The organism is Ferruginibacter sp. HRS2-29 (assembly GCF_024343615.1).
In the GTDB taxonomy this organism is placed as follows: Bacteria; Bacteroidota; Bacteroidia; order Chitinophagales; family Chitinophagaceae; genus Ferruginibacter.
The window spans coordinates 1-14,072 of sequence record NZ_RJUB01000023.1; the positions used below are offsets into that span (position 1 = coordinate 1).

A 14,072-nucleotide genomic window follows, 5' to 3' on the forward strand; every position below is an offset into this window, starting at 1 on the left:
ACCGCTTCATAATCCATTTGTGGTTCTTCATTCAGCCTTTTCACTTCATCGAGAATATCGGCACCAAACTTTACAGAAAAAGCGGTTGCCAGTTTCTGTACGTTCAGGAAAACGGGATGCAGTGCAAAAGCCGAAATGGCCGAGTATGGATAAGAATCTTTGTTGGTGTGTGTAGCAGTAGTATCGTTCACCGGCAGCAACTGTATCAGCCGCATTCCCGATTCTTTGCACCAGTCCGTTACCAGGAAAAGATCGGTAAAATCGCCGGTACCCCAGCCGCGGTTGGTCTTGATGGAAGACAACTGAATATTGAGACCGGCACCTTTCCAGGCGTATTTCCTGAAATCGGCGAGCATGTTATAAATATGCAGCACTTCTTTATCTTCAAAAAAGCCGATCTTCCGGTTGCTGCCTTCTTCATAATACACCACTTTTTTCTGCAGACTGTCGTACACCCCTATCTTGAATTCTACCGGAAAAATTTCTTTGGAAAGATTCAGCTTTACCGTCCAGTTGCCATCGGATTTATGAAGGAGCAATGGATCGGACTCATCCCACCCGTTCATTTTTTTTGCCGAGCCGGCAATACATATATGATGATGCGGCGCCATCTCCGGGCTTTTTACCCTGAACAGATGTGTGGGGGTTTTTACGGTAACCTTTTTGGCCTCCTTTTTATCTTCCTGCTTCAGCAGTTTTATGAATGGCCTTGTTTTATAAAGGTCAGCATGGAGATCGGGTTGTTTCCACTCGTCGAGTATTTCGGTTTCGCCAGCTTTTATTTTTTTCAGGTTCACCTCATTCTTATTTTGCAATACTTCCTTTTCCTGCCCAAATTCATATAATATATAATGGTAGCTGAATTTATCGGTAAACCCATATTCTTTGGTGTCAATTGTTACCTGCCAGAATTCATCATTGAGATATTGTAGTGGTATAAGATATGTTTGCGCCTCATCCGTTTTGGTATTTTCCTTTATGCTGATAGATATGGCCTGACCGTAAGTAGTGGTATATTTTATATAGAAGCGAAGAATCATATTGTGTATTTGGTACGCAATTTAAGCAGATTACAACAATTGGGTTTTTAAAAATAAATTTACTTTAAATTTTTACCCTTTAAACGGTTTGGTTGTATATTTGCCAAAACTAATCAACTATGCAAGCAGCGAAAAAATCAAGAGGTAAATACTGGGTAGGCTTTTTATTATCAGTAGTCGTTTTCTTTGTAGTATATCATTTTGGTGGCGGCTATTGTTCCATGATATTACCTTTCAATGTGACCCTTTTCGCTATGGCGCTTGACCTGATGTGATCCATTAGATAAAAGATATTAAAATGCCCCCGCTTCACGGGGGTATTTTTTTGCTGCAAAATGCTCCCGGTAACGGAGTTTTGTACGACAAATATCAATTTTGGGAAATTGTGTTAAAAAAGTCGCAGAAAAATTAGCAAATCCGAAATTTTTGTACCTATTTTGCACCAGATTGATTTCTTCAACGAAACAAGCTAACTGCAAGACCTACAAACCACCGGCATTTACGCCAAAATCCAATCCCGTTTCAAACCGATTGTATTCTCTCATCCTTTTGTGATCCGTCTTATTCCAATTCTTTTGCAATCCGCATAACTCCAATGCTCCTCAAAGCTATTTCACAATCAGCTTAACGGCTTACTTATACCATAATAAAAACTCTCTTATGTTCAAGATGTTTACACGCAGTACATTCCTTGCATGCCTGCTCCTCCTTACCAGCTTCCTGGTAAAGGCCAACGACTCTGACGTTGTTAATTGCGGCAGGCCATTCAAGATCGTCCTATTGGGATCCTCCACTACTTATGGCACAGGCGCCAACCCTATCGACAGCTCATGGGCGGCAAAATTTACCAGTTACAACCTTCGTAAGAACAGCCAGACACTGGTGTACAATTTCGGTATTCCGGGATATACCAGCTATAATGTGCTTTGCCCGACAGGGTTTGTAGCGCCGGCTAACAGGCCTGCGCCGGATCCGCAGAACAATATCACTGCGGCACTGGCCCTGCACCCCGACGCTATCATCATAAACCTGCCATCCAATGATGCAGCGTACGATTATACCCTGAAAGAACAGCAGCAGAATTTTGAAAGGGTAAAATATCTCGCCGATTCTGCAAATGTTCCGCTGTGGGTAACTACCACGCAGCCGCGTAACAACCTTACCAGTACCCAGATGACCAACCTGACTTCTATGCGTGACTGGCTTACGGCGAGATTTGGTGTAAAAGCTGTAGACTTCTGGACTACCGTAGCCAACAGCGACGGTACTATCAACAGTACATACAATGCAGACGGTACCCACGTGAACAACCTGGGGCATGATATTTTTTATAAAAGGATCTTGTCGGAAACCATTCTGGACAGTTTGTGTCTCAGGGTAAATGGCGGACTAATTGCCAGGGCAGGAAACGATGCTTCGGTGATACTGCCGGGCACCGGTTTTCAACTGGATGGTTCTGCTTCAAGCGGTTCCAACCCGATCACCAGTTATACCTGGACAAAAACAGATGGCCCGGCCATCACCGGTTTTACTTCGGCAGGAAGCGCTATCACCAGCCTTACCAATCTTGTGGAAGGAAGGTATACTTTCTTGCTGACCGTTACCGATAATGCCGGTCACACCAGCACGGATGATGTAAATGTGATCGTAGGTTCAAGGATACTGGTTGATTTCGGTTCCAACAGTACCCCTTCTCCTGACGCCGGCGGCAGGTTCTGGAACAATGTTCCGGTAGCGCAGCAGGGTGTTCAGCTAACGAATGCCGTTACTACAGCGGGCGCCACTTCGGCCATCACCCTCACGGTAGTTAACCGCATCGATGGTACCTTTAATGAAGGCGGGCCTGGTACAAGCTCTAATGCAAGTGGCAGCGATGTAGGTGATTATCCTGCTTCTGCAACGATCGATTATGCATTCTCCGAACCAAGCACCACCAATGGCCAATGGAACTTTACAGGCCTTGAAGCTTCCAAACAATATACATTCAAATTCTGGGGTACAAGAGCTGTGGAAGATCAGAGGATCATCCAGATCAAACGTGCCGATCAAACCATCTGGCAGGAATACAACGGAGCCGGCAATACAGATTATAACAATGCAGTTTCTATTACCTTCTCCGGTAAAACAAGCATGGCATTCGATATCAGGACCAAAGACGGAAGTCCGTTCGGTTATATCAGCATCGTGGATATCAGTCGCACGACAGCGCTGAATGTACCAAACATTCCGCCGGTAGCACGTGTATCTAACATCAATGTGGCTTCACCTGCTACTACCGCCACACTTACCGGCGAAACATCTTCTGATGAAGATGGCAATATCGCTTCTTATTCATGGACAAAACTTACCGGCCCGGCGGGTGGTAATGTAAGTTCTCCTACATCACCTAATACTACCATCACTGACCTGCAGGACGGTGTATATACGTACGACCTGCTGGTAACAGATAATGAAGGTGCCACCGGCCATGCTACTGCTACGGTAACTGTGGGTACCAGGATCCTGTTCGACTTCGGTTCTGTAAATACGGCTGCTCCGGATGTGTATGGTAAATACTGGAACAATGTTGCTGTCGCACAAACAGGAATAACTGTTGACAACGCGTTGAACACTGCAGGAACTGCTACCACTGTAGACTTCCAGGTGGTAAACCGCATCGATGGTACATTCAACGTGGGTGGCCCTGGTACAAGCGCTAATACCAGCGGTAACGATGTGGGAGATTATCCTTCCACTGCTACGATCGATTACGCTTTCTCAGAACCGAGCACCACTTCAGGCAGCTGGAAACTGACAGGCCTCGACAGCGACAAACGGTACACAGTGAAATTCTGGGGTACAAGGGCCGTAGATGACGACCGTTTTATCCAGATCAAACTAAGTGATTCTACCGAATGGAAAGAATACAACAGCAGCAACAATAACAATTACAACAATGGCGCTAGTTTCACTTTCACCGGTAAGACCGAACAGTCTTTCGATATCCGTACAAAAGACGGAAGCGCATTCGGATATATCAGCATCATCGACATCAATGTAACCGTACCTCCACCATGCGTACCGGTAACTCCATCGGTTTCTATCACTGCAAGTGCTGCTTCAGTTTGTGCAGGTACTAATGTAACCTTTACTGCCACCGCTACTAATGGTGGAACAAATACTACATGGTTCTGGTTCAAAAACGGTGCGTTGATCGCAAATGCGAACACCAGCACTTACAGCTCAAATACGCTGGTTGCAAATGACCTGATCACTGCTTCCATCACCAGCAACGTTGCTTGTGCTACCACTCCAAACGCTGTGAGCAATGCATTGAGCATTATTATCAATCAGCCATCATCTTCTACAGCAACTGTTACAGCTTGTAACACTTATACCTGGAACCAGGTGGCTTATACCAACTCAGGTACTTATGTAAAAACAGGCCTTATCAATAAAGCGGGTTGCGACAGCACTGCTACATTGATCCTTACCATCAACAGGATCGCTACACAACCAGTAGCAATCACAGGCCCAACCAATGCATGCCCTTATGTAGTGACCACCGCCAATCCAAATGGTGTACTGGCTACTTACACGATCAATAAAGTTGCCAATGCGGCGTCTTACAACTGGACTGTACCAGCCAACGCGACCATCGTTTCACGTCCGGGTGTTGCAGGAACTGCAAATGATACGATCATACATGTAAGATTCGCCAACGCGTTCGCTTCGGGGAACATCAGCGTAACAGCCAGCAACAATTGCGGAACAAGTGCTGCGAGAACACTTGCGATCACCAAATCTATCCCTGCTGCCCCGGGCACTATCACCGGCACTACCAATGCATGTGCTAATATTGCCGCAAATACTGTAGCAACTTATACCATCGCAAAAGTTGCGGGTGCATCCGATTACGACTGGACCATCAGCGGTACAGGCGCAACCATCGTGAGCCATCCGGCGGGTGAAGGTGTGAACGATACCATCATCACGGTTCGTTTCACCACAGCATTCACATCCGGCACATTGAGCGTGAAAAGCGTGAGCAATTGCGGAAACAATGCTACTGCACGAACACTGACTATCACCAAAACTGCACCAGCTACACCAGTTACCACCGGCGGTATCAGTGCATGCTCTGGCGGAACTTACACTTACACTGCAACATCGGCAGGCGCCACTTCCTTTGTATGGACATTGCCTTCAGGCTGTACCTTCATCGGATCTTCAACAGGTGCTACCGTTACAGTACGTTACCCTGCTTTCTTCCTGTTGGGTACGATAAACGTGAAAGCGGTTTCAGCTTGCGGTACAAGTGCAACCAACTCCTTCCTGGTAATGAATTGCATATTTGGCCTGGGCAACCTGCAACTGACTTACAGGACTACAGATCCAACGCCTGCTACAATCAACAATACACCAAAAAGCAATACACCAAAAGCATTGACCGTAAATGTAGTGGACAACTCTGGCAAGGTTGCTACTGCTAAAACAGTTACTGCGGAAGATAGTAAAGCAGCCATCAATGTTTATCCAAACCCGTCCAATGGCAACTTTACCGTAGCGGTAAAAGGAAACCTGAAGTCGGCACCGGTAACCATCGAAGTGTTGAATAACTATGGGCAGTCAATCTATAAAACAACCAGCGCCGACCCTGCGATACAGGTAAGGATCGCCAATAAATTAGCCAACGGTATCTACTTCGTACGCAGTAATGTGAACGGGCAGATCATTACTCAAAAGCTTGTAGTAAACAGGTAAGTTTAAAAGCTCACATTGTTTTGAAGCGCTCTTTCTAAGAGCGCTTTTTTTATGGCGAGGACGGATGCCGGGTTGACTACCGGGAGTTGACTACCGCGGGTAGACTACCGCAGGTTGACCACCACAGGTTGACTACCGCGGGTTGACTACCGCGGGTTGACTACCACAGGTTGACTACCCTTTACCTACATCAACGAATCCACTCAACTGCATATTTATCCGGCAATAATTAGCATAAGCAAAATAAGTTGGTAAGTTGTAACCAGTTTTCATAGGGTACGGATTAAAACGGGGCATGGTTTATACCAGTAGCCCCTCCTTTATAGCACAGATTTGGAGGATTAAAAAAATATTGCACAGATTACTTTATTCATGTCAAAGCTCCTTTACTCTCCTGCTCAATTTTTAATTCATAATTTTTAATTCGTAATTGTCTTCGTATATTCAGGTATGATTTGCCATGCCATCCATACTTCCCGGCCACCTCATTGCTGGTTCGTCACTTCCCTTTGGAAGGCATTCGACATTGATTCATTTACAGAGTTTTTCCCTTTCTGCCGCAAGCTTTATTATTTTTCCAATTACAAGGACTTCAATACTTATACCCGGGCCTGATAAACGCCTGGGTCAACTTCCTTTGTGTACCGGCAGCCAGGCAGGTTTATGCCCGGTTGCGCCTGTACCACCACACATCCTTTTAATTTACTGGTTTGCCCCGGCCAATATTATGGCTGCATGAGGCATGCTCAACAATTTCAGTATGAAAAATAATAAGCATACACCGGCTAAAAATCCGGCTATAATGTTTTTGGTGATCGCCAATACCTGTATCATTGAACACGCCTTTACGAAATCGCAAGGCACTTATCAATATCTCTGGTTCACCATTCCACTTTTGATCCTTTGTATTTTCTATGATAAAATATCACTGCGCAAAAAAGCTCCGGTTCGCCAGTTGCGAAGCCGTGAGTATTGGTTGAGGCCCCACCTGTTCTATCATTCGGAGAAAGTACGCAATTCATGAAAGCCGGGGAGCATTCAATTTTGCTTTCAGTATCCTGGCGGCTTTGGTATAACCGCCTTCGGAACCATCCACAAAATGGATATGCCCGTCTTTCATATCGCGTACATAACACGACATCACGGATGCACTGCTGACATGGAGCCCATAAACGATCTCCCCTTTCAGTTCCAGTTCATCAAGATATCGTTCCAGTTTTTTTCTTTGTGCGGCTACGCCTGAAATGACTGTATTGATCTTTCCGTCGATCACCAGCGTATCGGTCATTTCAATCAGTTTTTCCAGGTAATCTTTTCCTACTGCCGTACCAAAATAAAGCCTGCCGATCAATGTAGCGATCACATTACGCAGCAGTAAAAAATATTTCAGCTTCCCGAAACGGGCACGTATCTCCGTGCCCATTTTTTTGAAGGTAGATTTCAACTTTAATTCGGGCACCGATATCGGTTGGCGCTTTACAGGGTTACCATAAAGGTTGTCAAGTTCTGCCAAAACCTTACTGAACACCGGCCCTTGTTTTTCTGCGTCACGGGAAAGGATGAGCAAGGTCACCACTTCTTCTTTGTCTGCCGGCGGACCTATCTTATCCCAGCGGCATTGCATCCCGGTAAGATCAAGATCATCATCCTGCGAAATTTTATCGTCCGTCTGCAACCTGCCTTTTACCAGTTGCTCCGCATAAGTAAGCCCATTGCCTAATACGACGGGTATGGAAAAATTTTCTGAACGGCAATATTTTGAAATATGCAGGTGATGACCAGCGGCATAAATATCTTTCACTGATACGATGCCGGCCCGTAATTCCAGGGTAAAATTTGCAAAAGTGTTCTCACGGTAACGGTTAAGCGCCAACATGGCTTTTGGAACCATCACCTCCGGGATGATGAACGTAGCGCCATCTCCGCCAAAAAAGAAAGGTATGGTGATACCCATTGCAAAAGCGATATTCAATACGGCTACGATACTGCCGGTAGCGATCAGGTTAACATCCTGGTGCCGCCCCCCCGCCACAGCGCCCGTAGAATTGACGATATCGGTAATGATCACATGCCAGTCGGCAGGTACTTCCGCAAACAATTCCTGATTGCCCAGCAACCGGCTCAAAGTACCCGGTTGCGCCACCTGTCCGGTGTAAAAAGATATATTATCTTCCTGCATGATTAGAGCGGTATAATGTAAAAATACCGGCTATGAAATTACACTTTTTTACCGGAGAATATTTGTTTGTGTGGAATGCTGTTGTAAGTTGCTGTCAGCCTGAGCTTGCCGAATGCTCGTCCATCATTTACTGACTGCCTTCGGCAAGCTCAGGCTGACAGCAACTTATGATTTAAATTTTAAATTCAAGCATCCGGATCTGCCCGCTTTTGCTCCATTCCCCAAACTTCTTTAGCTTGCGCTTCTTTTCAAACACAAATTTTAATCATGGACATAGAAATATTGAAATCGAAGATCCATCGCATCAGCATCACGGAAGCAAACCTGAATTATATCGGCAGCATCACCATCGACCTCGACCTGATGGAAGCCGCCAACATCATAGCCAATGAAAAAGTGCAGGTGGTGAATGTGAACAATGGCAGCCGCATCGAAACTTACGTGATAGAAGGTGGCCGTGGCACGGGTGTATGTTGCCTCAATGGACCTGCAGCAAGACACGGACAGGAAGGAGATATCGTGATCGTGATCTCTTACGCAAGGATGGATTTTGAAAAAGCAAAGACCTTCAAGCCGTGGATCATTTTTCCAACGGAGGGGAATAAGTTGGCAGAAATAAATAATGGATAATAGTATAATGGATAATGCTTTCGGTTGAAAATCTTACCATTTAAAGTAAAAACTTTCCACCGAAAGCATTCTCCATTATAACATTATCCATCACCAGATCCTCGTGCGGCTTTCCGGCTTCTTATACATCTTATCTCCCGGCTGAATATTAAACGCGTCGTACCAGGCATCAATGTTCACGATCGGGCCATTGCCACGATGTATGCCTGGTGAATGTGGATCCGTTACGATCAATTGCGCCGCATTGTCCGGCAACACGTTGTTTCTCCAAACCTGTGCCCAGCTAAGGAAAAAACGTTGCGAAGGCGTAAACCCATCAATCAGTTTATTCTCTTTGTATTCTTTGGTATGGGTAAATGCTTCATACGCGATGCTTAATCCGCCAAGGTCGGCGAGGTTTTCCCCAAGTGTCAGCTTGCCGTTTACATGCACAGTATCCAGCACGGTAAATGCATTGTATTGCTGCACCACTTCATCGGCTTTCAATTTGAATTTATCGCCATCTTCCTGCGCCCACCAATCGTTGAGGTTACCGATGGCATCGGATTGCCTTCCCTGGTCGTCAAACCCATGCGTCATTTCATGACCGATCACTGCACCGATACCGCCATAATTCACCGCATCATCTGCACCAAAATCGAAGAAAGGGAATTGCAGGATTCCTGCGGGAAATGTAAGATCGTTGTTCGTAGAACTGTAAGAAGCATTGATCGTAGGCGGCGTCATCCCCATTTCAGTGCGATCAACAGGTTTACCCATTTTGTTTACATTGTAATTATAACTCCAGGTTGCCGTATTGCGTACGTTTCCGTAAAAATCATCCTTGCTTACCGTAAGTCCTTCATACTCTTTCCATTTGTCGGGATACGCGATCTTTTTCGCGAATGCGTTCAGTTTTTCCAGCGCTCTCTGCTTGGTCGCATCCGTCATCCAGTCGAGCTTTTTAATGCGGTCCGCAAAAGTGGATTGCAGATTGTTCACCAGTTCCAACATGCGTGCTTTCGCTTCCGGCCTGAAGTATTTTTCTACATAAAGCTGGCCGATAAGATCGCCCAGCCTGCTATCGATCAGGCTGCTCATACGTTGCCACCTCGGCGTAATTTGTTTCTGCCCGGTCTGCACCTGGGTGAAAGCAAAATCGGCTTCCACAAAACCATTACTAAGATATGGCGCCGCATTCCTGATCACATTCCAGCGCAGGTAACTTTTCCAATCCGCCAGCGGAACCGCTTTCAGCATTGAATCGGCCGTTTTCAATAAACCCGGATTGTTGAGCAGCACACTATCAGCACCCTTCACTTTCATTTCCTGTAAAAGTGTTTTCCAGTCAAATACTGGGGCCAATGCAGTCAGGTCTTTCACTGAAAATTTATTGTAGGTCTTGTACGGGTCACGCATTTCCACGCGGCTGTATTGCGCTTTCGCAAAAACGGTTTCGATGTTGAGTACCGCAGTAGCGCTGGCTGCGGCGGCGGCCTCGCTTTCGCCCGCCAGCGTAAATAATTTATTCAGGTAAACTTTATATGCTTCCCTGATCCTTGTGCTACGCGGATCGGTTTTCAGATAGTAATCCCTGTCTGCCATGGAAGTTCCACCAAAACTGATGGAAGGGATATACTTGCGTACATTTTTCCTGTCCGGTCCAATGAACATTCCGAAGAAAGGGCTGCCGGCACCCGTGGTACGCAGGATGGCTGCTTCTTTCAAAACATCGCCGGTATTTTTTACTCCGTCGATCCTTGTCAGCAACGGCCTGATCGGTGTGTTTCCTTTCTTATCGAGTGTGATGCTATCCATACCGCTGGAATAAACATCGGCGATGATCTGTGTCTTCCTGTCGCGGGTGCGGTTTTGCACGGCATCATCCAGCAGGCTGCGCAGGCGTTTGCTGCTTTCTTCTCTCAGCAGGTCGAAGCTCCCCCAACGTGTACGGGAAGCCGGAACAGGATTATTTTTTATCCAGGTGCCATTGGCGTAGGTGTAAAAATCATCGCCGGGTTTTATAGTGGTATCCATATTCGCCCGATCGATGTATTTCATTTGCGCATGAAGGCAGGTGATGGCACCGAAGGCGAGGAGTGTAAGCAGAAGTTTTTTCATTCTTTTCAATTAATAATTAATAATGTATAATTAATAATGAAAAATCCGGTTGCCGTTAACCAGCAAACCGGAATTATTCATTATTAATTATTAATTCTACATTAAGACGTTTTCACCTCAAAGCTGGTGCTGGTGTCGCCCCAAACCCAAGTCACTTTTCCTTTTGCATCAATACTGAAGTTCAGTTTGTCTGCTACCGGAGAAGCTTTACCTACCGGCACTTTGATCCTGAAAGCATCTGCTGCCGCTTTATAGTCGTAAGCGCCCCATTGGTCCCAGGTCTTATTGAAGATGACGGTAGCTTCGCTACCATTGTAAATAGTGAAGAGGCCGTATTTGCCTGCAGGCAATTTATTTCCACCGATGGTCACGTCTTTGCTCACTTCAAAAGTGGTGGCCTCATTGGCACCTGTGCGCCAGACCTGGCCTGTTTTAGGCTCAACATCGGTCCCGATGGTGCGGCCTTTGAGGGATACTACACTATAATTGATGGTGATCACCGTACCGTTTACGGTAGCGGTTGCAGTCGCCGGGGGGCTAGGCCTTTTACTTTTGTCTTCTGCTTTTTTCTGTGCAAATGTGCCGAAGCTGAAAAGACTGGCAATGACTGCCAAAGAAAGTATTTTTTTCATAATGTATTTTTAGGCACTCAATGTACAAAAAACGAGCCGGGCTGCGAAAAGTTCTTGACGAACGGCAAAAACATTTAAGAATTAATCAAAGATAGAAGCGGGATAATAATCACAGATTTCAAAGGGATGAACAGGATCACACAGATTACTTTTTTACTCCGTAAAAAATGAAAATGCAGTTTATGCAATGTTGCACAACTACAGGAACAACAATTTCGCCCGTTTATCTACTCTTAACACAGATTGCTGATAGAACTTCTTTTTGTACCAGTAACCGATGCTGTCTATCCGCTTCGACAATTCCGGCGTCATCCTGTTTACCGAAATAACCAGCCAGGATGGCTCTACGATGATCTTCTTTGAAGCAGTATCGTACCAGTTGCCGTTGGAAGCCAATACACTACTCCCTTCTTTGAATACCGAGCAGATATATTTTGCAGAAAATTCTTCCCAGTCTTTCGCGGAAACATAAGTCCCATCGGGCTTTGATTGTCCGAAGTAAAGATCCGTCTGTGTCATCTTGCTTGCCGAACAGGCAGTAAAGCATACCAGGGCAAATAACAGGAATAACCTCATCGTAAAACAGTTTAGTTGATGACCAAAAATAATCAGCAACCGTAAAAATGATCTGTTTCAACCAATGAACGGGAAGGATGGGTTTGCGAAGGGCAGCTGGATGCTGGCAGTTTACAACAAGGGAAAACACTGTGTTTTCCCGAGGGCAGGTTACTGGTTTTTAATTACTTTACTTCGATGAGTTACAAAAATCTGGATATATGAAAATTGGCAAGGGAGGTGGTGATTGAAATACACCCAATGGCTTTTAATTTGCATTTCCAAAAATGCATCCAGCATCCCTATTCATTCCTCAATTTCTACAATTCACTCGTATTTCCTTTTCTCTCCGGTGGACATGAAATAATCTTGCTTTTGAAAATAATTTACCATTAAAATATACCAGTTATGAAAATCAGACATTTCCTTTTTGCGGCAGCCCTGCTTACGGCTTCAGTTGCAGCGAAAGCTCAATCCACTATTCCTGAAGGATATACCAAAGCCGAGATCACCCTTGCGGATGGCAAAGTGCTGAACGGTTATATCAAAGACAATATCAGGAAATCATCTTCTGTGGTATTCCTGGATGATGCGGGGCAAAATAAAAAAACGTACGAAGGTTCCGCTATCAATGGGCTGAAGGCGGGCAACGATACCTATACCTGCATCAGCGGCGATTTCTTCAAAGTAGTAAGCAACGGTAAACTTGTATTGCTGCAGAAATCCAGCAATTCTTCCGGCAAGGTTTCTTATAACGGAGCCGATGCGGTTGTTAGCACCGGTACCGCCGGCAAAGTAGGTGATTACTACATTTATGCAGATAATAAACTGAAAGTGCTGAACAAAAAGACTTCCGAAGCATTCATCCATGAAGAACTGACGGGTTGCGCAGCAGCTATTGAAAAAGCGAATTCTGCCAACGGAGATATGCTGATCATAAAAGAAGCGGTGGATATTTATAACGAATTTGCCCAAAGCAAAGCTGTTAAATAGTTCAAAAGGTTGAAGAGGTTCAAAAGTTCAAAATGTTGATCTGAGCGATTAACATCTTGAACTTTTGAACGTTTTGAACCTTTGAACTTTATCTTTACTAAATGAGAGCTGCCAACAAACGAATAGGTTTCGATGACCGGCTGATGGTGTCCATCATGATACCGTTGGCGGCGTTGCTGATCCCTATCATTTTTTTTGGAAGAAGATTTGGCCGTGAGCCCTACTTCACCTGGCAGGTGTACATCACCACCGTGATCTCTACTACCCTTGTCTGGTTTGGCAACCGCTATATCATGATCAGGGCCCGCACCAGGTACCCGCTTTTTGAAGATACCCGCAAACGGCTGATTATACAATCACTGTCGATGCTCATCTTTACCCTCATCACTTCCAACACGATCCATTATTTCGAACGCGATATCTGCGCCCTTATGATGGGCAGCAAGGATATTCGTTTCATCGATATCCTCATCAGCAGCAATGCATCGGCCATCTTCTGCACAGTGCTGGGTGTGGCTATTTATGAGAATATTTACTTCGTAAAACAATTGCGCCGCTCGGTGGAAGAAAAAGAGTTTTACAAACGCGATATCCTCCATGCACAATTGAATGCACTAAAAACACAGGTGAACCCGCATTTTCTTTTCAATAATCTTAATACGCTGAGTTCGCTTATTCCCGAAAATCCTACACATGCCATCAGTTTTGTGCAGGAACTTTCGAAAGTATACCGGCATATCCTGCAGGTAAAAGACGACCAGAGCATCACGCTCAAAGATGAACTGGAAGTGATGAACGCCTACGCTTTCCTGTTGCAAACGCGGTTTGGAAATAACCTGCAGGTAAGTATAGATGTACCCGAAGAAAAACTCGGCAAACGCCTTGTACCGTTATCTTTGCAACTGCTGATGGAGAACGCGATCAAGCACAATATCGTTTCCGCACAGCGGCCTTTGAAGATAGAAGTGTTTACAGAGAACGGGCGGCTGGTGGTACGCAATAATCTGCAGGTAAAAAACCAGCTGCACGATTCTACAGGGATAGGCCTGGATAATATCCGCAACAGGTATAAGCTGCTGGGCAATGAACCGGTAATTGTTTCGGAGAGTGAGAAGGAGTTTGTGGTGTCGATACCGCTGTTGAATTGACGACGGACGACACACCACGGACGACGGACCAGAGACGACAGACCACAGACGA

General features: G+C 45.4%; 11 protein-coding genes. 6 read left to right on the forward strand and 5 right to left on the reverse strand.

All coding sequences use genetic code 11. From position 1 onward, the window contains the following. Window positions 1–1,040, reverse strand: a 1,040-nt coding sequence (locus EGI32_RS08810) for a 4-alpha-glucanotransferase (RefSeq protein ID WP_255155025.1), incomplete at its 3' end; no start/stop codon positions are given. A 119-nt stretch (window positions 1,041–1,159) separates the two neighbouring features. Here EGI32_RS08810 and EGI32_RS08815 point away from each other — a divergent pair. The 3 genes from EGI32_RS08815 to EGI32_RS08825 all read left to right on the forward strand — a co-directional run bounded on the left by EGI32_RS08815 (window position 1,160) and on the right by EGI32_RS08825 (window position 6,807). Next, complete coding sequence (locus EGI32_RS08815; protein WP_255155026.1) at window positions 1,160–1,315, forward strand: hypothetical protein; 156 nt, start codon at window positions 1,160–1,162, stop codon at window positions 1,313–1,315. Between the two features lie 385 nt (window positions 1,316–1,700). Then, window positions 1,701–5,783: a PKD domain-containing protein gene (locus EGI32_RS08820; RefSeq protein WP_255155027.1), complete on the forward strand. Its 4,083-nt coding sequence runs from the start codon at window positions 1,701–1,703 to the stop codon at window positions 5,781–5,783. A 760-nt stretch (window positions 5,784–6,543) separates the two neighbouring features. Next, window positions 6,544–6,807, forward strand: coding sequence for a hypothetical protein (locus tag EGI32_RS08825; RefSeq protein WP_255155028.1), 264 nt, complete (start codon window positions 6,544–6,546; stop codon window positions 6,805–6,807). Here the strand turns inward: EGI32_RS08825 and EGI32_RS08830 are convergent. Next, a complete protein-coding gene (locus EGI32_RS08830) occupies window positions 6,802–7,962 on the reverse strand; it encodes a DUF3095 family protein (RefSeq protein WP_255155029.1) in 1,161 nt (386 codons plus the stop codon). The two genes, EGI32_RS08825 and EGI32_RS08830, sit on opposite strands and share 6 nt — an antisense overlap. 267 nt (window positions 7,963–8,229) lie before the next feature. Here EGI32_RS08830 and panD point away from each other — a divergent pair, with 267 nt between their 5' ends. Further along, window positions 8,230–8,592 carry an aspartate 1-decarboxylase gene (gene panD / locus EGI32_RS08835; protein WP_255155030.1) on the forward strand — a complete coding sequence of 121 codons (363 nt, stop codon included), beginning with the start codon at window positions 8,230–8,232 and terminating at the stop codon, window positions 8,590–8,592. A 90-nt stretch (window positions 8,593–8,682) separates the two neighbouring features. On the opposite strand, the gene EGI32_RS08840 is transcribed toward panD, so the two are convergent. The 3 genes from EGI32_RS08840 to EGI32_RS08850 all read right to left on the reverse strand — a co-directional run bounded on the left by EGI32_RS08840 (window position 8,683) and on the right by EGI32_RS08850 (window position 11,900). Beyond that, entirely contained in the window at window positions 8,683–10,692 is a 2,010-nt protein-coding gene (locus EGI32_RS08840) for a M13 family metallopeptidase (RefSeq protein WP_255155031.1), read from the reverse strand. Between the two features lie 101 nt (window positions 10,693–10,793). Beyond that, the gene (locus EGI32_RS08845; protein ID WP_255155032.1) at window positions 10,794–11,324 is read right to left on the reverse strand and encodes a DUF2911 domain-containing protein; all 531 of its coding nucleotides are present in this window, start codon (window positions 11,322–11,324) and stop codon (window positions 10,794–10,796) included. 198 nt (window positions 11,325–11,522) lie between these two features. Next, the gene (locus tag EGI32_RS08850; protein ID WP_255155033.1) at window positions 11,523–11,900 is read right to left on the reverse strand and encodes a DUF3574 domain-containing protein; all 378 of its coding nucleotides are present in this window, start codon (window positions 11,898–11,900) and stop codon (window positions 11,523–11,525) included. A 387-nt stretch (window positions 11,901–12,287) separates the two neighbouring features. On the opposite strand from EGI32_RS08850, the gene EGI32_RS08855 reads away from it, so the two are divergent. Beyond that, window positions 12,288–12,872, forward strand: a complete 585-nt coding sequence (locus EGI32_RS08855) for a hypothetical protein (protein ID WP_255155034.1) — start codon at window positions 12,288–12,290, stop codon at window positions 12,870–12,872. Between the two features lie 101 nt (window positions 12,873–12,973). Continuing rightward, window positions 12,974–14,020, forward strand: coding sequence for a sensor histidine kinase (locus EGI32_RS08860; protein WP_255155035.1), 1,047 nt, complete (start codon window positions 12,974–12,976; stop codon window positions 14,018–14,020). The last annotated feature ends 52 nt before the right edge of the window (window positions 14,021–14,072 follow it).